Origin of the sequence: Arenibacterium halophilum (assembly GCF_005938225.1) — a bacterium.
Taxonomy (GTDB): domain Bacteria; phylum Pseudomonadota; class Alphaproteobacteria; order Rhodobacterales; family Rhodobacteraceae; genus Arenibacterium; species Arenibacterium halophilum.
On record NZ_VCPC01000002.1, the window covers coordinates 298,924 to 321,353 of the forward strand.

Here is a 22,430-nt window from a genome sequence, read left to right on the forward strand (position 1 = left end):
CGCGGGCGGCACCACGGCTTCAGGAAATTAGGCGGGGAAGGGCTCTAAAGCACCAGCGCCCGACAGATGCGCAGGCGCTGTTCCAGCAATCGGTGGGCCCGGTCAACACGACGTTGATCCAGCGCATAATCGGCCTCGGCCAGCAGCACCGCCATTTCGCTCCACCCGTTGGTGCGCCATTGACGGGGCTGGGTTTCGGCAGTGCCATCGCGCAGCGCATCGGGCAGGATCGTATCGACCATCAGATCGAACAGATCGCGCAGGCGTTCATTTTCCGCCGCGTCGGGATCGTCCCAGGCGCGTTGTCGCGTGGCAAGCGCGGCCAGCCGCCCCGAGCATGTTGCAAAGACCTCGACCCGTTCCTGAGATCGTGAGGGAACGGCATTCGCCGCTGTGCCGGACAGAAGGCCGAGGCAGAGAACCATCAAGGGAAACATGTGGGCAGCGCGTGTCATGGGATCCAGCCTACCGCAGAATCCCTAACCGACAATTGAGTATATACATTGCATATGCAATTTCGTTGCAAATGGGATACATTTCCCCTGAGTCGTGCCGTGCTGATGCGGCGCGGTGCCTGAAAATCAGGCGATCCCGAACAGATGGATGCCTGTTTAGCCCAAGGTCAGCGCCCGGCACTCGGCAATGGCGCGGTCTGCCCCGGAACGTGCCATGCGCCTGTCGCGAGCCGATGTGGCGAATTCGGCGTGTAACAGCATTCTGGCCAGCAGGTGCTTGGCCTCGATCCGGCGCGCCAGGTGTTGTTTGGGGTTCGGGGCAGGAGCCGTTTCAAGTAGGTCAATCATGCCTTGCCGTTGGGCCCGCGTCAGATCCGCGCCCGCCGCGCCAATCAGCCACTGGTGTTCCATCAGGGCCGAAAGCCGGCCGGCACAGGTGGCAAACCGTGCGTAGGGGTCTGGCGTTTCACCCGCATGGACCGGAGCGCCAAGGCAGGTCAGCAGGGTATATGAAATGAAAATTTTTCGCATAGCGCCCATAATTCAAGCAGATCACTTAAGATACCGCCTGTCAAATGTGCGATCTGAAAACTTTTTGGTAACGTTGCCTAAAAATGAAAACGCCCGCCAGAGGCGGGCGCCGGTAATGCGATGTCGTCGGGTTTAGCCCAGCGAAACGCTGGCCGCGCTTTCGGGCAACTCTTCGTCAAAGCAGCGCTGATAGAACTCGGCCACGGTCTGGCGCTCAAGCTCGTCACACTTGTTCAGGAAGGACAGGCGGAAGGAATAGCCGACATCGCGGAAGATCTCTGCGTTCTGGGCCCAGGTGATGACGGTCCGAGGGCTCATCACGGTCGACAGGTCGCCGTTCATGAAGGCGGTTCGCGTCAGATCGGCCAGGGTGACCATCTGGCTGACGGTCTTGCGGCCCTTTTCGTTGTTGTAATGCGGCGCTTTCGACAGAACGATCGCAACCTCGGCGTCGTGGCTGAGGTAATTCAGCGTCGCCACAAGGCTCCAGCGGTCCATCTGCGCCTGGTTGATCTGCTGCGTGCCGTGATAGAGGCCCGTGGTGTCGCCAAGGCCCACGGTGTTCGATGTGGCAAACAGGCGGAAGTACTTGTTCGGCGTAATGATCTCGTTCTGATCCAGCAGCGTCAGCTTGCCGTCATGCTCCAGCACGCGCTGGATCACGAACATCACGTCGGCGCGGCCCGCATCGTATTCGTCGAACACGATGGCAGTGGGGTTGCGCAGCGCCCAGGGCAGGATGCCTTCGTGGAATTCCGTCACCTGCTTGCCGTCGCGCAGCTTGATCGCATCCTTGCCGATCAGGTCGATCCGGCTGATATGGCTGTCAAGGTTCACGCGCACGGTGGGCCAGTTCAACCGCGAGGCGACCTGTTCGATATGCGTCGATTTCCCGGTGCCGTGGTAGCCCTGGATCATGACGCGGCGGTTGTGGCTGAAGCCGGCCAGGATCGCCAGCGTGGTGTCGCGGTCGAACTTGTAGGTCGAATCGACTTCGGGCACACGGTCGGTCCGCTCGGGGAAGGCCTTGATCTTCATGTCGGTGTCGATGCCGAACACCTCGCGCACCGAAATTTCTTCCGTGGGTTTTGCGTTGATATCGATTCCGCCGTCGGCCATGCCTGTCGTCCTTGTCGCTTGCGCCCGGGGTGTTGTCTCGGACCGGGCGTTGGTGCCTCATTCTTGGCTCAAGGGCAAGAGGAAGCGGCGCCAGGCCCGTGTCATTGTTCGCGCGCGTTAGGGCGGGCTGCGCAAAAGGCGAGCAGACAGCGCTGAACACTTTGTGATGAAAAAATCGGCATCCATTTGAAACCAGTCCGGTCCGGGGCCCGTACCTCTTGTCATACCCGGCGCGCTGCCGGGCCAATGCTCAAGGGAGATAAGCATGTTCACGATCAAGACGTTTGCCGCCGCTGTTGCCAGCACCTGTGTTCTGGCGCTGCCCGCCGCTGCCGCCGAGAACCCGATGGTGGGTGGTGCGGCGATGTATGCCGACAAGAACATCGTCGAAAACGCGGTGAATTCCGCCGATCACACCACGCTGGTCGCCGCTGTGAAGGCCGCCGATCTTGTCGATACGCTGGCAGGCCCCGGCCCATTTACCGTGTTCGCCCCCACCAACGCAGCGTTCGACATGCTGCAGAAGGGCACTGTGGAGACCCTGCTGAAGCCCGAAAACAAGGAAATGCTGACCAAAGTCCTGACCTGCCATGTTGTGGCGGCTGATGCCATGTCGGACGCGATTGCCGGTATGATCAAGGACGACGGCGGTGTGCATCCGGTGTCGACGGTGGGCGGTTGCACCTTGCAGGCTAAAATGATGGGTGATGACATCGTGCTGGAGGACGAGCGTGGCCGCACCGCGACAGTGACCATCGCTGACGTCGATCAGTCGAACGGCGTGATCCACGTGATCGATACGGTTCTTCTGCCGGCGGAATAATGCCAGCCAGTGATCGCGCCTATGGGTCGGAGGTGCTGCTTCATGGCCCACAGGTGACGTCGACCTGAATATCAGGACGGTCCTTGCCCGGTGCGGCGGGGGCCGTTCCTGTTTTGCGCGCGGCCGTGGCGGGCGAAGTCAGGACAGGTGGGCATCCTGAAATACCTGATATTGCGCGGCAAAGGCGCGCTGATAGGCGGGCTGGGTCTCGGCACGGGCAATATAGGCGCCAAGGCGCGGGTAGCCTTCCAATATGCCCGCGCCGTCCAGCCTGCGGATCGCATGAACCATCACGATATCGGCGGCACTGAACGCTCCGGCGAACCAGTCCGCATCGCCAAGCGCGGCGGCAAGCTGATCGAGGCGCGCCCGGATCCGCGCATCCACCATGTCGAAACGCTCGGCCTGCCAAGGCTTGTCGGTTTCGAAGAACCGGACGGTTTCTCGCTCCAGAATTGGCGGCTCGACCGTGCTCAGAGCCGCGAACAGCCAACTGAGCGCACGGGCGCGCTGGACTGAATCCCGTGGTAAGAGGACCGGATGATGCTCTGCGATATGCAGAACGATGGCTCCCGACTCGAACATCGCAACGTCGCCGTCCTCGTATGCCGGGATTTGCCCGAAGGGCTGGCGCGCCAGGTGCGCGGGGTTTTTCATCTGCTGAGACGTCACCAGCCGCACGTCGTAGGGTTGCCCCACCTCCTCCAGCGCCCAGCGGACGCGCATATCGCGCGCCAGCCCGGCCCCTTTGTCAGGCGAGTCCTTGAAAGCTGTGAGTGTCGGCATGATCATTCCGGCTCCGTGAGGGCCACGTTCGGCCGAAAACTAGCACAAACCGATACACGGTCGTGCACGCGGTCGTAGTTTCGGTCTCGTAGAACGGCAAAAAGGCGCCCGGTTCCCCGCGCGCCCAGTCTCTGTCACCGGGACGGGGCCGGGTTCAATCCTTGAAGTTGCGGCTTGCCTTGATCTGATCCCAGGCCCAGACCACCTGCTGCAATTGTTCTTCCTGGCTGCGGTCGCCGCCGTTCATATCGGGGTGCAGTACCTTGATCAGAGCCTTGTAGGCTTTGCGCACCTCGGTCTTGGTCCAGCCGTCACCCGCATCAAGGATTTCGATCGCACGGCGCTCGGTGGGAGGCAGGCGGCGGCCTGAATTGTTGGTGCGGCGGCCCGGGTTCTGAGTGGCATTGGCGCCCAGAACCTGGTGCGGGTCCTCGATGCCAAGGCGGGCCCAGGCGCGCGCCTCGGGGTCGCTGATCGGCTTGGTGGTGCGTTCCCAGACTTTGTCTTTCGACATCTGAGCGTTCAGTTCGGCCTCGGTCGTGCCGTCGAAAAAGTTCCACTTGAGATTGTATTCGCGCACATGCTGCTGGCAGAACCAGAAATAGTCGTCCAGCACGTCCGGTGCCTTCGGCGCGCGGAACTTTCCGGGCTGGTCGCACCCTTCGTGTTCGCAGATACGGACCGAGGTCTCCGACGCGCCTGACATCCCACGCCGTCCGCGGGGGTTCTTTTTCTTCGCGGACGACACGGACATATCGAATCCAAAGGGGTCTGGTTTGGTCATCGGGCGATCCTCGGGATTGTACTTTTCGACTCGGAGGCCAGAGTTTAGTCTATGTCGCGACAGACGGAAGAGGGGAGCGGCAATAAATTTGCTGCATTGGATCAAAATGACCGTGACCGAGACGATACGCGACAGGTTGCAAGCGGCCTTTGCACCACACGCACTGGATGTGGTGGACGACAGCGAGCGCCACCGGGGCCATGCCGGTTATCAGGACGGCGGCGAGAGCCATTTCAACGTGCGAATCCGCGCGGCGGCCTTCGAGGGACAATCACGCATCGCGCGCCATCGGGCGGTCCATGACGCCTTGGGCAAAGACCTTGTCTCGCGCATCCACGCATTGTCGCTTGATATCGACAGCTAGACTGACATGGGGGCGCTGCCCCCGTCCCTGCGGGACTCCCCCGGAGTATTTTCGGAATAATGAAGAGGAGAAGACTCCCTGCTTCTTTGGGGGTCAAATATCCCCGCCGGAGGCATCGCGCGTCAGCGCGATCAGCACCCTTCCAGCGAGTTGCGCGATCAGTTTTTTGAGTCCTCGCCCGCGTTGTGGCGCATGGCTTTCTCGATGCCGGTCATCCGTTGGTCGGGCGCATCATCCTGTTCGTCATCCGGCGTGTCCACGGCGGGTTTCGTTGTGGGCGGGGTGTTCCGCGACGCGGTGACCGGCGGGGTTTTCCCGGCGGCGGGAGGGGTGCTGCTGATCGGGCGGGCCGCGGCGGCGCTGTCGGAATTGGCGGCGACCGACAGGGCAGATGCACCCGCGACCATCGGCAGGCCGGTTTCAACCACGCCCGCATTGGCCGTGGTATCCACCGAGGTGATTTCACGGCGGAACACCAGCAGGTTGCGCCAGTTGGTGGCGCTGCCGGTCAGGCCACTGCGTTCTTCGCTGGGCAGCAGTTCGGCGCGCTGGAACTCCCAGCCTTCGGCGCCCATCGTGTTGAGCAGGGATTCGACCGTGTGCGCAAAGCGGGTTTCGGGCGTTTTCAATCCCTTGGCCTTGGTGCCCTTGGCGGGGGCGGGGATCACCTTGTATTCGTAGACGGGCATATTTCTGGTCCTGCTTGCTCTGGCCGGATGCGGCTTGGCCGTGGCTTTGCCTTGAATGGCCGATCAGGCGCCTTGACGCAAGCCGATGCGGCGTCCGGCGCCGTCAGGGTGGGGCAGGTCGGCATGATCCTGCGCCATTGCGGCGATTCTGGCCTGAACGTCGTCGGGGAAGGCCGCGACGCGCGGGCCGGATTGATCTATCGACAGATGTAGCGTTTCGCCCGTCGCCGCCAGCCAGCCATCAACGTGGCGCAATTCCTGGAAGGAATGCACGCGCTTTGCGTCATGGTCGAGGATCTGGAACGTTGAAGTCACCAGATCGCCCAGCTTCAGCTCGCGCACATAGCGGACATGGAATTCGGCGGCAAAGGTCGTCATGCCGCTGGTTTTCACGTAGTCGAGCCCAAGGCCGAAATCGTCCCACACCTGATCGACGCCCCGGTCGAACAGGACCGAGTAGAACGCCATGTTGAGATGGCCGTTGTGGTCGATCCATGCCGGTTCAAGCGCCAGAGGCGAAGAGGTGAATACAGCCATGCCGAGTTACAGACCCAGCTTGGCCGAGACGATATCATTGACCGCCTTCGGATTCGCCTTGCCGCCTGTGGCCTTCATCACCTGACCCACGAACCAGCCGGCCAGCTTGGGGTTCTGCTTGGCCTTTTCGACCTGCGCCGGGTTGGCGGCGATGATCTCGTCCACGGCGGTTTCGATGGCGCCGGTATCGGTCACCTGCTTCATGCCTTCGGTTTCCACGATCTCTTCGGGGTCGCGGCCCGAGGTATAGCAGATCTCGAACACGTCCTTGGCGATCTTGCCGCTGATCGCATCGGATTTGATCAGGTCGACGATCTGGCCGATCTGTGCGGGCGATACCGGGCTGTCGGCCAGCTGGGTTTCGTCTTTTTTCAGGCGGCCGTAGAGTTCGTTGATGATCCAGTTCGCGGCCAGCTTGCCGTCGCGGCCTTCGGCGGCCTGTTCGAAATACCCGGCGGCTTCGACTTCGGCGGTCAGAACGCTGGCGTCATAGTCGCTGAGGCCAAAGCCCGTCATGAAACGGGCCTTCTTTTCATCGGGCAATTCCGGCAGTGAGGCCGCGATATCGTCGACCCAGGCCTGTTCGATTTCAAGCGGCAGCAGGTCGGGATCGGGGAAGTAGCGGTAATCATGCGCCTCTTCCTTCGACCTCTGGGTGCGGGTCTCGCCGGTGTCCGGGTCGAATCCGCGGGTTTCCTGGTCGACGGTGCCGCCGCCTTCGACAATGGCGATCTGGCGGCGGGCTTCGTAGTCGATGGCCTGCTGGATGAACCGCATCGAGTTCATGTTCTTAATTTCGCAACGTGTCCCGAGGTGCGAGAAATCGCCGCTTTCAAGATATTTTTCATATTGCCCGGGCAGGCAGACCGAGACGTTCACATCGGCGCGGAGATTTCCGTTCTGCATGTTGCCATCGCAGGTGCCAAGGTAGCGCAAAATCTGCCGCAACTTGGTGATATAGGCGGCAGCCTCATCCGCACCGCGGATGTCGGGGCGCGAAACAATCTCCATCAGGGCGACGCCTGCGCGGTTCAGGTCGACGAAGCTCATCGTTGGATCCATGTCGTGGATCGACTTGCCCGCGTCCTGTTCCAGGTGGATGCGTTCGATCCGGACGCGGCGCGCGATGCCTTCCCCCATTTCGACCAGCACTTCGCCTTCGCCCACGATGGGGTGATACAGCTGGGAAATCTGGTAGCCCGCCGGTTGGTCTGGGTAGAAATAGTTCTTGCGGTCAAACGCGCTGTTCAGGTTGATCGCGGCTTTCAGCCCAAGCCCGGTGCGTACGGCCTGATCGACGCAGAATTCGTTGATGACGGGCAGCATTCCGGGCATCGCCGCATCCACGAACGACACGTTGGAATTCGGCTCGGCCCCGAATTTGGTCGAGGCGCTCGAAAACAGCTTGGCCCGCGACGACACCTGGGCGTGGACTTCCATCCCGATGACCAGTTCCCAGTCGTGCTTGGCCCCGGCGATGGTTTTCACCTTGGGGGCCTCGTAGGTCAGATCCAGCATGTCGCGCGCCTCTTGTCCGCTATCCGGTTTGCGTTCTAGGCCAGCACAGGGGGCGGGGCAAGGGCGCGGGTTACGCGCGTTCAGATCGAGCGCATCGACAGGCCGGTTTCGGTGAAGGTGATATGGGTGCCGCGGCGGATGTCGTCGCCGAACACCTCGCCCAGAACCCGGAACGCAGAGCGGCGCCCGCGCGCGGCAAAGCGTTCGACCGAACCGACCGTTGCGTTGTTGTCGAACCGGTCAAGCGCATGGGCCCAGATCATCGGGTGCAGCTCGGTCAGGTGATCGCGGATCAGCCAGTCGGCGGAGGCCGCGACGCGCGCGCGCTTGTCTGCGTGGCGGTCATTGGGGCGGGCGTCGGAGCTGGCATCAAGCGGCAGCGTCAGTGCGCAGTAGGCTGCAAGCAGGTTGACGGTGGCCTGATCGGGGCGGGCGGCGACGATATCGTGCAACCCCGCGATGAAGCGATCTGCGTCAAGCCGATCAAAGGCGCCAGCGTCGCGGGCGATGGCGTCAAAACAGACCCAAGTGTAGCCTCCGTCGCCCCATATGTCGCGGGTGCGCGCAGCGGTGTTCTTTGCCTGCCGGTCAAGCTCGGCGTAGGAACCGAACCAACGGGGCAGCAGGTAATGCCCAAGGGCGCGCATGTGGCGGAAGTTATGCGGATCAAGGTCAATCAGGTCTTCGTAATCGTCGCTGATGCGCTGGTTGGGATCGCTTGCGCCCGCGAGCAGCGCGCATTGGGTCGCGGCCACCAGAGGGCTGTTCAACTCGACGCCGTTGTAGGGCGCCATCAGTCCGGTTGCGCGGTCGAAATGGGCGGCGCATTTCTGGCGGCGATCCTCGGGCAGACCGTCGCGCCAGTCGTTGCCTCGCCATGCCCAGCCGATATCCAGATGCGTCTGTGCAAGGATGGTGGCAAGGTAGGGAGCGGTGTCCGGGGTGGTGTCGAGATCGTGGCGCAGGGCTTCGAGAGCGTTGATTCCGGCAGTCAATGCCGGATCATCGCAGGCGCAGCCATCGCGGATCGCGGTGTCGGCGGCCTGCACCACGTCGGTGCGGGCCCCAAAGGCCAGAAGTTCGGCAACCGGCAGGCCCTGTCCGGTGGTGGCGCGGGCCATGTCGGCCTGATGGATTTCGTGCAACAGCGTGTCCCACATGTCTTGCCGGGCAAGGAACTGGCCGCGGGTGCGAGCGGCATCAGCGCGGGTCGTATCCTCTGTCAGCTCGCGCATCGGGATCGAGATATGGGTTTCCGGGCGCGGCGGCGGGAAGGCGCCAAGCGGCGTCTCGGACCCCGAAGGCTGCGCGCCGATCTGGGCGGTCGGCTTGAGGCAATCGGCGAGGCGCGTCATCAGCGCGAGGGGACGGGAACGCAAATTGGTGGCTCCGGGTATTGCTGTCATTCTGATGCAGACCATCGGCGCGGTTTCGGGCGCAAACAAGGCAGGGATAAGATGTTTGCGGTTTCGATGTGGGGTAATTGCAAGGCGCGACGTATAAGCGCGCTGGGGGCTGCTTCACCGCTGAGGGGATGTTCGATTTTCCCGTCTTTTCACCGGGATTTCAGCAGGCCCGGATGCGTTCATTTTTGTTACTATTGAACATCGGCAGGCTGCGCGATTTTTGCGCACAGCCTTGGACCCGGCGTCCAGCCTGTTGGCTAAACCCGTTTCACGATGTATGGCATGCTCCGTCCCGGATCGCCGGGCCCTCGAAGGACGCCACAAGGCTCGAAAGCCCGAAAGCGGGCACGGCATGTTGCGGTGACCTTCGGTGGAGGCGGCCGCCGGACGCACGACGGCGCCAAGCCCGTGCGGTGATTGCGCGCCAAGCCCCGGCATTCACGCAGATTTCACGGCGGGTCGCGCGTCACGCCGCCTTGCGAAACGCCTGATTGAAATTGGCAAGGTCGTCGCGGGGACAACATGACACAACATTACAGACAGCCAAAGGCCATGTCGGACCTCTTGCTTGAGATGCGGAATGTGCGCGCTTCTGACGCCGAGGCGGTGCATGAAATATTGAAGTCCGATCATGTGAACCGCGGCACCATGCGCTTGCCGATCGAGTCGCTTTCGATGGTGACCGAGAGGATCGCCGATACCCCCGGCGCAACCAAGATCGTCGCGATGCGGGGTGGCGCGGTTGCCGGCTATGCGGAACTGATACGCTATCCAATGCTTCCAAGGCACTGGCATTGCGCCGACATCAACCTGATCGCCACCCATCCCGGTCATCACGGCAAGGGGGTGGGTCACGCCCTGATGCAGCAGATGGTCGATCTTGCGGACAAGTGGCTGCAAATTCGCCGGCTCTCGCTTGTCGCCTGGGCGGGCAATCGGCGGGCCATCGCGTTGTATGAAGCCCTCGGGTTCGCAATTGAAGGCAGGATGCCCGGGTACGTGTTCCTTGACGGTGCCTACGAAGATGCGCTGGTCATGGGGCGCTTGCGGCCATTTGCGGACAGGGGCGAGGGCTAAGCATGGTATATGCTTTCGAAAACCGGGTCGTGCGTGGGTCCGATGGATGACGCTGTGTCTGTCGGGCGAAAGAGTCACGCGCCCTGACGGCGTAACGCCCGTGCGGTTGTGTGCGTGCTGATACCCCGGCTTTTCGACCGGGTTCAGGGCCTGACGTAATCCCGTTCAGGGCTAAGCAGGAGCAGCGCGCAATCCTCGAGGCCGGCGGCGCTCACAACCTCTGCATGGCTCTGGCGATCCGCTTCGGTCGACGGCCATAGAAGGAGTTCGGCGGTGCGGATGTAGAGTGAAAGCAGGCCGATCGGCTCTTCCGCCGCGAATGCCTGCATCGCATCCATTTCCTCTTGCGCCAAAATCCGGTCACCGTCCATCACGGCGCGTTCCAGAACGCTCGCGTGATACCACAGGACAGAATGTGCCAAGGAGCCCCGCGCGATACACGCCCGGCCCTGCGCGATCCAGTGATCGCGCGTCTCTCGATCTTCGGCGAGCAAGGCGGCATGACCAAGTATCTTGGCGCCGATATACGCGTCTGAAACGGCGTCTTCGAGAAACGGTGCAAGACGGTCGCGCGCTCTTTGGGGATCGCCCCGGCGCATGTAGAGCCAGGCATAAAGCGCCTCAACATCTTTCATGAACCGGGTTTCCCCCTTGGCCGTGGCGATGTTGGAAATCGCGAGCAGGTCCTGTTCCAGTCCTGTCAGGTCACCATTCGCTGTCCGCATTTCGGCGCGTATCTCGCGTGCGATGAGTTCCGTGCGCGCGGCGCCACATTGCACGGCGCTGTCAACGGCGACATCGGCCAGAAGAAAGGCCTGCGGACCGGGGTCGGCGAAAAACAGCGAGAAGGCGCGCATGAACATATATTCTTCGCGCACCAGCCCAAGCCCAGCCGTTTCGGCGGTTTCGATTGCCTTGGTGAAATGGTCATAGGCTGTGGCAAAGCGACCGGCCGCATAGGCTGCATCGCCAAGGCCACCGTGGCCGCGGGCGATCCCGCGGGGATCGCCTGTAGCTGCGGCCGCCGCGAGTGCGGCCGAGTGATGTGCCATGCAGGCGGCATGATCGCCCCGCACAAAGGCGCGATTTCCGCGCTGTTCATGGATTTCCGCCCGGACAGGGCCGGAAAGACCTCCTGCGTCTGCGATCTCTTCGGCCGCGTCCAGTGCCCGGTCTGCCTCTTCTCCACGACCAAGCCGGTGCAGGACAAGCGCCTGGCGGGTCAGCATGGCGACATGGGTCTGGGCTTTCGTGGCAAGGGCATGCGCGGCGCGGTAATCGTCCAGGGCTCCGGCCATGTCGCCGCGGGTCCGTCGGATGCTGGCGCGGCACGAATGCAGCTCGGCATGCGCTTCGGGGTCTGCGTCGCGGGCCAGTCCGGCCTCGATATAGGGAAACGCGGCCGAGAAGCGGCGCGCGGCAACCATCGCATTCGCGGCAGCCGCCGTTGCATGCCCGGCCTCGGTACCATCGGCGGCCCGCAGCGCATGGTCCGCCCATAAAAGCGCATCGTTGCCGCGAAAATAGGCTGCCGCCTTTGCGTGCCAGTTCTGCCGGGTCTGTTCGGGGATGGCCTCGTAGATCGCAAGGTGGATCAGGTCGTGTCCGAAGGCGAGGCCGGTATCGGTTTCGTGCAGCAGATCACCGGTCGCCCGCAGGCGTGCGGTATCGGGGAAAATGGCGGCGGCATCGGCCAGGTTGAAGCTGACGCCAAGAACAGCGGCCTGCCGCAGGGCGTCCCGCTCTGCTTCGGGCAGCCGTTCGACCTGCTCTTGCACCAGTTCGCCGACACTCGACGGCAAGGCACCCTCGGTCCAGTTCGCTTCCAGCAGCCGGATCAGGAACAGAGGGTGCCCGGCGGCCCGTTTGATCGCGGCTTCCGGCGCGGCGATGTCGGGCGCCACCGCGCGCACAAGATTGCGCGCTGTCGCCTCGGGCAGGGGCGGGAGCGCGACCCGGACAAGCCCGGACCGGCTGCGCACCGCAAGACGACGATCCAGGCTGCGCGATCCGGGGCGTTCGGTCAGCAGGAGAACGGCAGGGCTGTCCTGAAGGTGTTTGACGAGTTCGAGAATGAAATCGCCTGCCCCCATCGGCCGCCAGTGGCAGTCTTCCAAGACAAGAAGCAGCCCAGTTTGCCGCGCCACGCTGTTTAGCGCGTCGGCCAGGACATCAACGATGCGTGCCTGCTGCGCCTCGGGTGCGAGGGCACTCATCCGCAGTTCGACCTGAGTGTCGGTCCGAGCATCGCGCAGCCACGACCACACTGCCCGGTCGATCGAATTCGCATCGTCGCGTGGCGCAATGTCGGGCAATTCGGCCACGATCCTTTGTGCCAGATGACGCGACCCCGGAGTGAAGGCTTCGAACCTTGCCACCGCGATGGCCATCCCGGTCTCAGCACTGCGCCGGGCGATTTCGGTGGTCAGGCGGCTCTTGCCTATTCCGGCTTCTCCAGACAGGTGGATCGTCAGGCTGGTCCCGGCAGCCCGGGCTGCGGCGATGGCAGCGCCGATCTGTGCCAGTTCCGTGTCGCGTCCGATGATCGGCAGATCGGGGCGCTTACGCGTCGCGTCGGGTTGAAGGGCAACGGCGCGTTGGCCTGGCTGCACGGCCAGACCAAGGCGCGGCGCAAGATCCGCAGCAACCAGAATGGCGCCGGGTTCCGCCATTGCCGCTACGCGCCGGGCCTGAACGAGCAGACGGGATGCCAAGGCGTCCTCTGAGCCTGAAGGGATCAGCCCGAAAGACAGGCTCCGCCCAGCTACGGCGGCGATTCGCAACGCGGTATTCGATACTTCGTGCAGAGGCCTGCCGCTGAACAGGAAAGCCGCTTCGCCCGGGCCTGCCTCGACCGGGGCCGCACCTTCGGTGCTGGCGATGCTGCGCACTTCCGCGAAATCCGGAGCTCCATCCGCCTCCATGCAGAGCAGCAGGAAGGTGGAGCCGGTACCGGTTACATTGTCAGCCGCGTCGGCGCGAACCGGTTCCGGCGCGGCAGCGGGCGCGCCGGCGCCCCGGCGCAAGCGGTCATACATCGCGCGGGTTTCGGGTGCGGGATCGGTGCCAAGATCGCGGCGCAGCGCGGCTGCTAGCCCCTCGTATCGCGCCCTGACCGCGCCGCGCATTCCACGGGCGGCATCCAGCTGCATCAGACGCCGGTGCGCCGCTTCGTTCAGAGGGTCGTGGCCCAGCAACCGGTGCGCGACCGCCGCCGAGTCCGGGCTGTCTCCGATGCGCTCAAGCTCTCGCGACAGGGCGTCTGTGGCAAGGCTGGCAAGACGTGCGCGATGCTCTGCGATCGCCTGCGCCAGATCCGAGGCCGCCGAGTCCAGCCCGTCAAGGAACGGCCCGCGATACAGGCGCGCCGCCTCGGCCGGATCGTCGCGTGACAAAGCCTCGCCAAAGGCATCCAGATCGGTCACCACGTCAGGACCAAGCCGCAGATCCTCGCCCTCTGCCTCGATCCAGCCATCGCCGCCGACACGTCGGATCTGGGCCAGGGCCTGACGCAGGCTGACCCGGCCCTGTTCGGCATCGCTGTCTTCCCACAGCAAGGCGGCCAACCGTTGGCGGGTCATGGTCCGGCGCCGCGCGACAGCAAGCAGGCCGAGAAGAATCCGCGGCTTGCGAGCGCCAAGCGGAACCTTGGCACCATCCCTGGTTATCGCGAAACCCCCAAGAATTTCGAGCCGGAGGCCCATTTTCACGCACCTTTCACGCATGCACGCCCGGATGAATTCACGCTGACCGGGCAAACGTCGGCTCATCGGACATTTTCAGCGAGCCAACACATGAATCAATTCATTTCACGACCTCGCTCCGGAAAAACATCCGGAGCGTCACAGCCGCGCAAATGGCGCGGTCTGATCTCCCGCATCTTCGGATTGCCGCGGATCGACCCCATTGACGAGGTGTTCGGTCTGCCGCCGCAACTCCCGACCCTGCATCAAAACCCCAACCTATGGTGACCCACATGACAATCTATCGCAACAACCTTCCCCAGCTGGACGATACCCTGCTGCTGACCGATTCCGGTCTGGAAACGACGCTGATCTTTCACGACGGCCTCGACCTGCCGGCCTTTGCCGCTTACCCGCTGATGGAGACGCCCGAAGGGCGCGAAACGCTGGCGCGCTACTATCGCCGACACATCAGCATCGCCGCCGACCACGGCACCGGTTTCCTGCTGGAATCGCCGACCTGGCGCGCCAGCCGCGACTGGGGCGCGCAGCTGGGTCACAGCTCCGAAGACTTGGCTCGGATCAACCGGGCAGCCATCGGTTTCCTGTCGGATCTGCGCGGCGCCTCCGGATCGGTGCGCCCGATGGTGATCTCGGGCAATATCGGGCCGCGGGGCGATGGCTATCAGGCCAATACCGCCATGACCGAAGCCGAAGCCGAGGCCTATCACGCCGAGCAGATCGGCTGGTTCGCCGAAACCGACGTTGACATGGTGACCGCTGTGACCCTGTCGACCGTCGCCGAGGGCGTCGGGGTGATCCGCGCCGCCCAAAAGGCCGGCTTGCCCGTCGTGGTGTCCTACACGGTGGAAACCGACGGGCGTCTGCCCGACGGCACCCCGCTGGGCTGGGCCTTCGAGGAAACCGATGCGCGGACCGACGGCGGCGCGGCCTATTTCATGATCAACTGCGCCCACCCCGACCACTTCCACGAGGCGCTTGCGGCGGGGTCGGGATGGTTGAAGCGGATCGGCGGCGTGCGCGCCAATGCCTCGCGGCTCAGCCATGCAGAACTGGACGAGGCCGAAGAGCTTGACGCCGGTAACCCGGCCGAACTGGGGCGCGACTATGCCCGTCTGCGCCGCCTTTTGCCGAACCTTTCGGTCCTGGGCGGCTGTTGCGGCACCGATCACCGCCACGTCGAGGCGATGGCCGATTGCTGCGTGGCTTCCCGCGCCGCGTGATGCCCTGACCGCCCTGCAGGTGCCCGGGGATTTTCCCGGGCACCCCCAGTCACATCAATTTTTCAAAAGGAATAAATCTGTGATCGCGTCTCTTCCCGGATTTGGCATAATTTATGTGTCGGCTCGCGCCCGTTCTGTCGCTGTTGGCTCTGCCAGTCCTGAACCGCTCGGGCATGGCCCGACGACGCGCTATCGCGGCGTCGCCTATAGCAAGCCCGCAAACCGCCCTGCCAAGCCGACTGCCAATCTGCGCCTCGTGTCTCGCGGAGCCGAATAGGGGCCTGCAAACATACCGGTGCCTGGCCGCCCTTGCGCGTCGCGCTCCGGTATCGCGGCGCGGCGTACTGAAGATATCGCAGTCCTTCTCCGCCATTCGGGGCGGACCGCCACAAAACCAATTTGAAAGGTAAACTAATGACATTGATCAACCTGATCCGGCCCCAGACGGACGCCGCGAGGTCCCCCGCCAACCGCGCGCTGAACATCATTCAGCGTGCCTTCCAACAGGATCCGCCCGTGCGCTGGCTTTACCCGGACGATGCGGACTACAGGGCGTATTTTCCCGCTTTCGCAGCCGCACTTGGTGCGCCTGCGTTTCAAGAGGGCACATTGGGTCTCAACGCGGGGGCGGCGGCCCTCTGGATTCAGCCCGGGTCCGAACCGGACGAATCCGCGCTGTGCGAGATTATCGACCGCTCGCTTCCTGCGCATCGCAAGGCCGATGCCTTCGCCGTCATCCAGGAGATGGGTGCCCATCACCCGGACGAGCCGCACTGGTATCTTCCGGTAATCGGAACACAGCCTGACATGCAGGGGCACGGCCATGGGTCGGCTTTGCTGCGGCCGGTGCTCGAGATTTGCGATCGCACTGGCGTGCCCGCCTACCTCGAGGCAACGACAGAGCGCAATCGCGCGCTCTATGCCCGCCGCGGCTTTGTCGCCACGGCCGAGATCCGGGCCGCCGATTGCCCGCCGCTGACCGCCATGGTGCGCAGGCCCGGGTAGGAGGGGCAAGCGATTGACTCAGGGCCCCGACGCCCGGATCGCTGCATCCTGTTGTCGGGGTTGCCGTCGAGGTTCCACCTCCCTTGCCGGGAAACGTGATGAAAGGGGGCTCGGCCCCTGTCCGCTTTGCGGGTTCCCCAGAGATAATTTGCCCAGAGACAAGCGATGTCAGGCAAAGGTGAAATGGTTGCGCCGGGTCGCGACCCCATGGCTGGCAAGGGCGCGCTCGAGTGCGCGGTGTGGTGGTGAGCAGGGCGGCGGAAGAGTCACGCGGGTCTTATCGGCAAGAAAAAGGCGAATGCGGACCGAAAAATCCCAGCGGGTGTCGAACTGAACGCGCTCGATGTTGGAAAGGGCGGTCTGGCCGGACAATGTGCCGTGTCGCCACGAAAGGGTCTGCCCGTCGAGCAACAGCCGCGTCGGAGTGGCGCGCAAGAGATCCCAGGCCGCTGGCAAGCCAGCGCAGGCGAGCGGCGCGATGATCCACGGGCTGGCGTTAAGGCCGGCCGCGGCCCAGATCAGCGCCCCCCACCACACGGCCAGTGCAACAGCGGTGCGCCCGGAGCGGCCCGAGCTTTCGTAATGCAGCGTCGGGCCGGACGGCTCCGGGTGGTGGGCCAAGGCTCAGCTGCCCAGGATGCGGGTCACCATTTCCGTCGTGTCGCGGCTGAGGCCCGGTTGCGCGGCGATACGGGACAGCTCGGCGCGGATCAGCGCCTGACGGTCGCTGTCATAGCGGCGCCAGGTCTGGAACGCGGCGCACATGCGCGCGGTGGTCTGCGGGTTCAGCGGATCAAGTTTGATCAGCCATTCCGCCAGCAGCGAATAGCCCGAGCCGTCGGCGGCGTGGAAGCCTGCATGGTGGCCCGCCAGCGCCCCCAGCGTGGCGCGGAAGCGGTTGGGGTTCTTCCAGTTGAAGTCGGGGTGCTCCGTCAGTTTGCGCGCGACCGAGGCGGCCTGATCCGGCGTGGATTGGACAACTTGCAGCATGAACCACTTGTCGATCACCAGCCGGTCGCCTTGCCATTGGTCATAGAAGGCCTCAACCTGCGCGTCGCCTTTACCGGCGCGGATCAGCTGACCCAATGCCGAGAGTTGCAGCGTCATATTGTCGGCCTTGGCGTATTGGTCTTCGGCCCGGGCACCGCCATCAAGGCGCGTCAGCAGCGCCAGCAGCGCGCCGCCAAGGGCGCGTTTACCGGATTGTTCGGCGTCGGGGCTGTAAGGCTCGGTCACCTGGCAGGCCTCGAACAGGGCGGGCAGCATTTCGGCAGCCTGTTCGGCCAGCGCCTGGCGCAGGGTTTCGCAGGCGGTCCAGATCGCCATCGGATCGGGGCGGTGCCCCGCGTCGGCCTGTGCGGCGGCCAGTTCGGACTGCCCCGGAAGCGCCAGCATCAGCGCGCGATAGGCCGGGTCGAGGCCGTCGTCGCCCAGCACGCGACACATTCCATCCAGATAGGCCGGATCGGGGGCGGCACCGTGGAGCGCCATGTCGTTCAGCGTGGTGCGGGCCAGCGCCGTGGCTGCATCCCAGCGGTTGAAGGGGTCGGTGTCATGGGCCAGCAGGAAGGCGCGTTCTTCGGTCGTCACCTCGCGTTCAAGGATCACCGGCGCCGAAAATCCGCGCAGGATTGATGGCACGGGCCGTTCGGGCAGGCCGGTGAAGTCAAAGCTTTGCGTTGCCTCGGTCATTTCCAGCAGGCGGGTTTCGGCGACTTCCTCGCCCGAGGGCGCCAGCAGCCCGACGGCCACCGGGATCACCTGTGGCTGGGGCGAAGGGCTGGCGACGCTGGGCGGCGTGCTTTGGGTGAAGGTCAGCCGGTACGTGCCTGCATCGTCCCAGTCGTCCTGCACCGACAGGCGCGGGGTGCCGGCCTGGCTGTACCAGCGTTTGAACTGGGTCAGGTCGCGGCCGGTGACGTCTTCAAAGACCTTCAGCCAGTCCTCGATCGTGCAGGCCTGCCCGTCGTGGCGTGCGAAATACAGATCTAGCGCCTCGGCATAGGCGGCATCGCCCACAAGGCGGCGCAGCATCGCGATGACCTCGGCGCCTTTTTCATAGACGGTGGCAGTGTAGAAGTTATTGATCTCCTGAAAGCTTTCGGGCCGCACCGGATGCGCCAGCGGGCCGTTGTCTTCCGGGAACTGGCGCGCGCGCAGGTCGATCACGTCCGAGATACGTTTCACTGGGGCGCTGCGCATGTCGGCGGTGAACTGACTGTCGCGGAACACGGTCAGCCCTTCTTTCAGACACAGCTGGAACCAGTCGCGGCAGGTGATGCGATTGCCGGTCCAGTTGTGGAAATATTCATGCGCGATGATCGCCTCGATCCGTTCGAAATTCATGTCGGTCGAGGTTTCTGGGCTGGCGAGCACGGCGGAGGAGTTGAAGATGTTCAGCCCCTTGTTCTCCATCGCGCCCATGTTGAAATCGTCCACGGCGACGATGTTGAAGATATCAAGGTCGTATTCGCGGCCATACACCTCTTCGTCCCAGCGCATCGACCGTTTCAGCGCGTCCATGCCGAAGGCACATTTGCCCTCATCCCCGGGGCGGACCCAGAGGTTCAGCTCGACCTCGCGGCCCGTGCAGGTCTCGAACGTGCCGGGATGGGCGATCAGCTCGCCCGCGACCAGCGCGAACAGGTAGGCCGGCTTTGGCCAGGGGTCGTGCCATTCGGCCCAGGCCTCGCCGCTGTCGCCTTTGTTGCCGTTGGACAGCAGCACCGGCAGATCGCCGTTGATGCGCACGGTAAAGGTGCTCATCACATCGGGGCGGTCCGGGTAATAGGTGATCTTGCGAAAGCCCTCGGCCTCGCATTGGGTGCAATACATGCCGTTCGACATATACAGCCCCTCAAGTGCCGTATTGTTGGCCGGGTCGATCTCGACCTCGCATTCCCAGATGAAGGGCAGGGCGGGCACATCCAGCACCAGCCCTTCGGGCGACAGTTCGGGGTCGACCTCTTCACCGTTGATCCGGGCCGAGATCAGGGTCAGCCCCTCGCCATGCAAAAAGAACCGCGTGTCTTCGGCATCCGGGTTCGGGCGAAACGCGATGCGGCTGGTCACGCGCGTGGCGTTGGGGGCCAGATCGAAGGTCAGGTGCACGTCATCAACGATATAACCGAAGGGCGTGTAATCCTGCAGGTAGATCGTTTTGGGGGCGGCGTCTTTCATGCGGGCTCCATCACATTGGCGCGAGTGCGCGAAACCAATTGAGTTCTCCTGTTGTTAGGGTGTCGAAGGCCCCTTCGCAATCAATCTTGCGACGCGGGCAGGACAGGAACAGGAACGGAGACCGACATGTCAGCCCCCGACACAAATCTCGAGAAACAAAAACGCAATCATCGCGGCCCGCTGTCGGGCATCTGGCTTAGCCTGATCGTGGTGGCGGTTTTGTTTGTCGGCTGGCTGCTGTGGTACGCCGTGTCGCCCGACAGCGACGACACCGGTGGCCCGGTGATGGAAACGGAAACAACCGCGCCTGCAAACTAAGCGCGGAAGATGGATGGGTGGGCCGGGCGTGCAACAGTGCGTCCGGCCTTTTTGACTCGGCGCCATTCTGTGGTGAATTCTTCGGGGCAGGGCGAAACTGCTGCTTGGTAAGATTGGTCAGTAAAGATGACCAGCTTGTTGCCTATAGGAAACTTTCGTTCTAATGCTCGGCACGGAGATCAGAATGAAGGGGATTGCGACATGACCGAGCGGCACGACAAGAGCGGCCTTTCCGTAGCGGCCGAGCTGGTAGAGTTTATCGAGGCGCGGGCGCTGCCCGGCACAGGGATTGACGCCGCCACCTTCTGGGACGGTCTGGCGCGGATGGTGGAAAAGCTGGGGCCGAAAAACCGCGATTTTCTGGAACAGCGCGAAGCAATCCAGCAAAAGATCGACGCATGGCACCAATCGCGCCAAGGGCAGGCGCATGACGCCGCCGCCTATCGTGATTTCCTGACAGAGATCGGTTATCTGCTGCCCGAGGGGCCGGATTTCACCATCGAGACCCAAAACGTTGACCCGGAAATCGCTGGCATCGCCGGGCCACAGCTTGTGGTGCCGATTACCAACGCCCGCTTTGCGCTGAACGCGGCGAACGCGCGCTGGGGGTCGCTGTACGATGCGCTCTATGGCACCGATGCGCTGGGCGATCTGCCGGAAGGCGGCGGATATGACGCCGCGCGCGGCGCTCGGGTCATTGCATGGGGCCGCGATTTCCTGGATCGCGCTGTTCCGCTGGCCTCGGGGTTGTGGGCGGATGTGTCGAAGATCGAGGTCCAGAATGGCCAACTGTCGCCTGCGCTGGCCAATCCGGCGCAATTCACCGGCCATCAGGGAGACTCGGCCGCGCCGACCAGCGTTCTGCTGTCGAACAACGGGCTTGGCGTTGAAATCCTGATCGACGCCAGCTCGACCATCGGCGGCTCGGACAAGGCGGGTGTCTCGGATATTCGGCTTGAATCGGCCCTCTCGACCATCATGGATTGCGAGGATTCGGTTGCCTGCGTCGATGCCGAGGACAAGGTGCTGGCTTATGGCAATTGGCTGGGCCTGATGCGCGGCGATCTTGAAGATACTTTTGAAAAGGGCGGCAAAAAGGTCACGCGCGCCTTGCACGACGACGCCGAGTACACCGCCCCCGATGGCAGCAGCCTTGCCGTCAAAGGCCGCTCGCTGATGCTGGTGCGCAATGTCGGCCACCTGATGACCAACCCCGCCGTGCTGGACGGCGAAGGGCGCGAGATTGGCGAAGGGCTGATGGATGCGCTGGTCACCGTGATGATCGCCATGTACGACCTGAAGAAAGACAGTGGCCCGCGAAACAGCGAACACGGCTCGGTCTATATCGTGAAGCCCAAGATGCACGGCCCGCAAGAGGTGGCATTCGCGGTCGAGATTTTCGACATGGTCGAGGACATTCTTGGCCTGCCGCGCAACACCGTCAAGCTGGGCATCATGGACGAGGAACGCCGCACCTCGGTGAACCTCAAGGAATGTATCCGCGCCGCGAAATCGCGGGTGGCCTTCATCAACACCGGCTTCCTGGACCGTACCGGCGACGAGATTCATACCTCGATGGAGGCAGGCGCCATGCTGCCCAAGGGCGACATGAAGGCCACGCCTTGGATCGCGTCCTATGAAGATCGCAACGTCGATATCGGTCTGGCCTGCGGGTTGCAGGGGCGCGCGCAGGTGGGCAAGGGCATGTGGGCCATGCCCGACCGCATGGGCGACATGCTGGAGCAGAAGATCGGCCACCCGAAATCGGGCGCGACCTGCGCCTGGGTGCCCAGCCCCACCGCGGCCACGCTGCACGCGACGCATTACCACCAGGTAGACGTCTTCGCCCGTCAGGACGAAATCGCCGCCGGCGGGCCGCGCGGCACGCTGGACGATCTGCTGACCATTCCGGTGCTGACCGGGCGCAACCTGTCCTCGGACGAAATCGCGCGCGAGATCGAAAACAACGCGCAGGGTATTCTGGGCTATGTTGTGCGCTGGGTCGATCAGGGCGTCGGCTGTTCCAAGGTGCCTGACATCAATGATGTCGGCCTGATGGAAGACCGCGCCACCTGCCGTATTTCCAGCCAGGCGCTGGCGAACTGGCTGCACCACGGCGTGGTGTCCGAGGCCGAGGTGATGGCCGCCATGCGCAAGATGGCCGAGGTGGTGGACCGCCAGAACGCCGGCGATCCGGCTTATCGCCCGATGGCGCCCGACTACGACGGCGTGGCGTTTCAGGCGGCCTGCGATCTGGTATTCCGGGGGCGGGTGCAGCCTTCGGGCTATACCGAGCCGGTGCTTCATGCGCGGCGGCTGGAGTTGAAGGCCGCGGGCTAGGCGCCTGCGTTCAGACGAATTTCCAAGCAAGGGACAAAGACTATGATCAAGGCAAAACAGGCGCGCCGCATCGTGCGCGCCACCCGCAAGGCCGGGCGCGAGATGGGGCTGAACCCGCTGGCCGTGGTGGTGCTGGACGCAGGCGGCCACCCGATGGCGTTTGAACGCGAAGATGGCGCTTCGGCCGGGCGGTTCGAGATTGCTGCAGGCAAGGCCTTTGGCGCGGTGATGTTGGGCATGGCGGGCAAGGCACAGATGGCGCGGGCCGAACAGCAGGCCTATTTCGTGAACGCGATGAACGGCCTGTTCGGCGGGCGCTTCGTGCCGGTTCCGGGCGGTATCCTGCTGAAGAACGCCAAGGGCCGTGTCGTTGGCGCGGTGGGCGTGACGGGGGACACCTCGGACAATGACGCCGCCGCCGGTCTGGCCGGGATCGAAGCGGCAGGGCTGACAGGCGAAGCCTAGGCCCTCGGGCACGATTGCCCGGTTTCTGTGCGCAGGCTCACATCCACTTGGGCCGCTGCGCAGAGCCGGGTTGTTGCCGCGTTAACACTGCCGGTATACTAATGGG

Annotated in this window: 21 protein-coding genes; 9 read left to right on the forward strand and 12 right to left on the reverse strand. The window is 63.7% G+C overall.

The window, feature by feature from the left end:
• Nucleotides 1–44: 44 nt before the first annotated feature.
• The 3 genes from FGK64_RS08205 to cobS form a co-directional block, all read right to left on the reverse strand.
• Nucleotides 45–455, reverse strand: a complete 411-nt coding sequence (locus FGK64_RS08205; RefSeq protein WP_138863332.1) for a hypothetical protein — start codon at nucleotides 453–455, stop codon at nucleotides 45–47.
• 156 nt (nucleotides 456–611) lie between these two features.
• Complete coding sequence (locus tag FGK64_RS08210; RefSeq protein ID WP_138863333.1) at nucleotides 612–986, reverse strand: hypothetical protein; 375 nt, start codon at nucleotides 984–986, stop codon at nucleotides 612–614.
• A 132-nt stretch (nucleotides 987–1,118) separates the two neighbouring features.
• Nucleotides 1,119–2,105: a cobaltochelatase subunit CobS gene (cobS, locus tag FGK64_RS08215; protein WP_138863334.1), complete on the reverse strand. Its 987-nt coding sequence runs from the start codon at nucleotides 2,103–2,105 to the stop codon at nucleotides 1,119–1,121.
• Nucleotides 2,106–2,370: 265 nt separating this feature from the next.
• On the opposite strand from cobS, the gene FGK64_RS08220 reads away from it, so the two are divergent.
• The gene (locus FGK64_RS08220; RefSeq protein ID WP_138863335.1) at nucleotides 2,371–2,928 is read left to right on the forward strand and encodes a fasciclin domain-containing protein; all 558 of its coding nucleotides are present in this window, start codon (nucleotides 2,371–2,373) and stop codon (nucleotides 2,926–2,928) included.
• A 138-nt stretch (nucleotides 2,929–3,066) separates the two neighbouring features.
• On the opposite strand, the gene FGK64_RS08225 is transcribed toward FGK64_RS08220, so the two are convergent.
• Together FGK64_RS08225 and FGK64_RS08230 are read right to left on the reverse strand one after the other, a co-directional pair.
• On the reverse strand, nucleotides 3,067–3,720 hold the full coding sequence (locus tag FGK64_RS08225) for a glutathione S-transferase family protein (RefSeq protein WP_246057708.1): 654 nt from the start codon (nucleotides 3,718–3,720) through the stop codon (nucleotides 3,067–3,069).
• Nucleotides 3,721–3,868: 148 nt separating this feature from the next.
• A complete protein-coding gene (locus FGK64_RS08230) occupies nucleotides 3,869–4,498 on the reverse strand; it encodes a J domain-containing protein (RefSeq protein ID WP_138863336.1) in 630 nt (209 codons plus the stop codon).
• Nucleotides 4,499–4,604: 106 nt separating this feature from the next.
• Between FGK64_RS08230 and FGK64_RS08235 the strand changes: the two genes are divergently transcribed.
• A complete protein-coding gene (locus FGK64_RS08235; RefSeq protein WP_138863337.1) occupies nucleotides 4,605–4,862 on the forward strand; it encodes a BolA family protein in 258 nt (85 codons plus the stop codon).
• A 158-nt stretch (nucleotides 4,863–5,020) separates the two neighbouring features.
• Here FGK64_RS08235 and FGK64_RS08240 read toward each other — a convergent pair whose 3' ends face one another.
• From FGK64_RS08240 to FGK64_RS08255, 4 genes are all read right to left on the reverse strand, one after another.
• The gene (locus FGK64_RS08240) at nucleotides 5,021–5,551 is read right to left on the reverse strand and encodes a DUF4177 domain-containing protein (protein WP_138863338.1); all 531 of its coding nucleotides are present in this window, start codon (nucleotides 5,549–5,551) and stop codon (nucleotides 5,021–5,023) included.
• Nucleotides 5,552–5,614: 63 nt separating this feature from the next.
• On the reverse strand, nucleotides 5,615–6,088 hold the full coding sequence (locus tag FGK64_RS08245; protein WP_138863339.1) for a thioesterase family protein: 474 nt from the start codon (nucleotides 6,086–6,088) through the stop codon (nucleotides 5,615–5,617).
• A 6-nt stretch (nucleotides 6,089–6,094) separates the two neighbouring features.
• Nucleotides 6,095–7,606 (reverse strand): Asp-tRNA(Asn)/Glu-tRNA(Gln) amidotransferase subunit GatB, encoded by a 1,512-nt coding sequence (gene gatB, locus FGK64_RS08250; RefSeq protein WP_138863340.1) that lies wholly within the window; start codon nucleotides 7,604–7,606, stop codon nucleotides 6,095–6,097.
• Nucleotides 7,607–7,686: 80 nt separating this feature from the next.
• The gene (locus FGK64_RS08255) at nucleotides 7,687–8,985 is read right to left on the reverse strand and encodes a hypothetical protein (RefSeq protein ID WP_171054012.1); all 1,299 of its coding nucleotides are present in this window, start codon (nucleotides 8,983–8,985) and stop codon (nucleotides 7,687–7,689) included.
• Nucleotides 8,986–9,534: 549 nt separating this feature from the next.
• Here FGK64_RS08255 and FGK64_RS08260 point away from each other — a divergent pair.
• Entirely contained in the window at nucleotides 9,535–10,089 is a 555-nt protein-coding gene (locus tag FGK64_RS08260; RefSeq protein ID WP_138863342.1) for a GNAT family N-acetyltransferase, read from the forward strand.
• A gap of 143 nt (nucleotides 10,090–10,232) precedes the next feature.
• On the opposite strand, the gene FGK64_RS08265 is transcribed toward FGK64_RS08260, so the two are convergent.
• Nucleotides 10,233–13,670 carry an ATP-binding protein gene (locus FGK64_RS08265; RefSeq protein ID WP_171054013.1) on the reverse strand — a complete coding sequence of 1,146 codons (3,438 nt, stop codon included), beginning with the start codon at nucleotides 13,668–13,670 and terminating at the stop codon, nucleotides 10,233–10,235.
• On the opposite strand from FGK64_RS08265, the gene FGK64_RS22125 reads away from it, so the two are divergent.
• The 3 genes from FGK64_RS22125 to FGK64_RS08275 all read left to right on the forward strand — a co-directional run bounded on the left by FGK64_RS22125 (nucleotide 13,659) and on the right by FGK64_RS08275 (nucleotide 16,021).
• Nucleotides 13,659–14,060, forward strand: a complete 402-nt coding sequence (locus FGK64_RS22125) for a hypothetical protein (RefSeq protein WP_171054014.1) — start codon at nucleotides 13,659–13,661, stop codon at nucleotides 14,058–14,060. The genes FGK64_RS08265 and FGK64_RS22125 overlap by 12 nt on opposite strands.
• A 5-nt stretch (nucleotides 14,061–14,065) precedes the next feature.
• Nucleotides 14,066–15,016 carry a homocysteine S-methyltransferase family protein gene (locus tag FGK64_RS08270; RefSeq protein WP_171054015.1) on the forward strand — a complete coding sequence of 317 codons (951 nt, stop codon included), beginning with the start codon at nucleotides 14,066–14,068 and terminating at the stop codon, nucleotides 15,014–15,016.
• Between the two features lie 414 nt (nucleotides 15,017–15,430).
• On the forward strand, nucleotides 15,431–16,021 hold the full coding sequence (locus tag FGK64_RS08275) for a GNAT family N-acetyltransferase (protein WP_138863345.1): 591 nt from the start codon (nucleotides 15,431–15,433) through the stop codon (nucleotides 16,019–16,021).
• 168 nt (nucleotides 16,022–16,189) lie between these two features.
• Here the strand turns inward: FGK64_RS08275 and FGK64_RS08280 are convergent, their stop codons facing one another.
• Together FGK64_RS08280 and pepN are read right to left on the reverse strand one after the other, a co-directional pair.
• A complete protein-coding gene (locus FGK64_RS08280; RefSeq protein ID WP_138863346.1) occupies nucleotides 16,190–16,642 on the reverse strand; it encodes a hypothetical protein in 453 nt (150 codons plus the stop codon).
• 3 nt (nucleotides 16,643–16,645) lie between these two features.
• A complete protein-coding gene (pepN, locus tag FGK64_RS08285) occupies nucleotides 16,646–19,201 on the reverse strand; it encodes an aminopeptidase N (protein ID WP_138863347.1) in 2,556 nt (851 codons plus the stop codon).
• A gap of 126 nt (nucleotides 19,202–19,327) precedes the next feature.
• Between pepN and FGK64_RS08290 the strand changes: the two genes are divergently transcribed.
• From FGK64_RS08290 to FGK64_RS08300, 3 genes are all read left to right on the forward strand, one after another.
• Nucleotides 19,328–19,519 (forward strand): hypothetical protein, encoded by a 192-nt coding sequence (locus FGK64_RS08290; RefSeq protein ID WP_138863348.1) that lies wholly within the window; start codon nucleotides 19,328–19,330, stop codon nucleotides 19,517–19,519.
• A 201-nt stretch (nucleotides 19,520–19,720) separates the two neighbouring features.
• A complete protein-coding gene (locus FGK64_RS08295; protein ID WP_138863349.1) occupies nucleotides 19,721–21,859 on the forward strand; it encodes a malate synthase G in 2,139 nt (712 codons plus the stop codon).
• 42 nt (nucleotides 21,860–21,901) lie between these two features.
• A complete protein-coding gene (locus tag FGK64_RS08300; protein WP_138863350.1) occupies nucleotides 21,902–22,324 on the forward strand; it encodes a GlcG/HbpS family heme-binding protein in 423 nt (140 codons plus the stop codon).
• Nucleotides 22,325–22,430: the final 106 nt, after the last annotated feature.

Bases quoted from the DNA above. Each gene is read 5' to 3' on its own strand.
- FGK64_RS08205 (WP_138863332.1), bottom strand. From the start codon at position 455: ATGACACGCGCTGCCCACATGTTTCCCTTGATGGTTCTCTGCCTCGGC.
- FGK64_RS08210 (WP_138863333.1), bottom strand. From the start codon at position 986: ATGCGAAAAATTTTCATTTCATATACCCTGCTGACCTGCCTTGGCGCT.
- cobS (WP_138863334.1), bottom strand. From the start codon at position 2,105: ATGGCCGACGGCGGAATCGATATCAACGCAAAACCCACGGAAGAAATT.
- FGK64_RS08220 (WP_138863335.1), top strand. From the start codon at position 2,371: ATGTTCACGATCAAGACGTTTGCCGCCGCTGTTGCCAGCACCTGTGTT.
- FGK64_RS08225 (WP_246057708.1), bottom strand. From the start codon at position 3,720: ATGATCATGCCGACACTCACAGCTTTCAAGGACTCGCCTGACAAAGGG.
- FGK64_RS08230 (WP_138863336.1), bottom strand. From the start codon at position 4,498: ATGACCAAACCAGACCCCTTTGGATTCGATATGTCCGTGTCGTCCGCG.
- FGK64_RS08235 (WP_138863337.1), top strand. From the start codon at position 4,605: ATGACCGTGACCGAGACGATACGCGACAGGTTGCAAGCGGCCTTTGCA.
- FGK64_RS08240 (WP_138863338.1), bottom strand. From the start codon at position 5,551: ATGCCCGTCTACGAATACAAGGTGATCCCCGCCCCCGCCAAGGGCACC.
- FGK64_RS08245 (WP_138863339.1), bottom strand. From the start codon at position 6,088: ATGGCTGTATTCACCTCTTCGCCTCTGGCGCTTGAACCGGCATGGATC.
- gatB (WP_138863340.1), bottom strand. From the start codon at position 7,606: ATGCTGGATCTGACCTACGAGGCCCCCAAGGTGAAAACCATCGCCGGG.
- FGK64_RS08260 (WP_138863342.1), top strand. From the start codon at position 9,535: ATGACACAACATTACAGACAGCCAAAGGCCATGTCGGACCTCTTGCTT.
- FGK64_RS08265 (WP_171054013.1), bottom strand. From the start codon at position 13,670: ATGACCCGCCAACGGTTGGCCGCCTTGCTGTGGGAAGACAGCGATGCC.
- FGK64_RS08270 (WP_171054015.1), top strand. From the start codon at position 14,066: ATGACAATCTATCGCAACAACCTTCCCCAGCTGGACGATACCCTGCTG.
- FGK64_RS08275 (WP_138863345.1), top strand. From the start codon at position 15,431: ATGACATTGATCAACCTGATCCGGCCCCAGACGGACGCCGCGAGGTCC.
- pepN (WP_138863347.1), bottom strand. From the start codon at position 19,201: ATGAAAGACGCCGCCCCCAAAACGATCTACCTGCAGGATTACACGCCC.
- FGK64_RS08290 (WP_138863348.1), top strand. From the start codon at position 19,328: ATGTCAGCCCCCGACACAAATCTCGAGAAACAAAAACGCAATCATCGC.
- FGK64_RS08295 (WP_138863349.1), top strand. From the start codon at position 19,721: ATGACCGAGCGGCACGACAAGAGCGGCCTTTCCGTAGCGGCCGAGCTG.
- FGK64_RS08300 (WP_138863350.1), top strand. From the start codon at position 21,902: ATGATCAAGGCAAAACAGGCGCGCCGCATCGTGCGCGCCACCCGCAAG.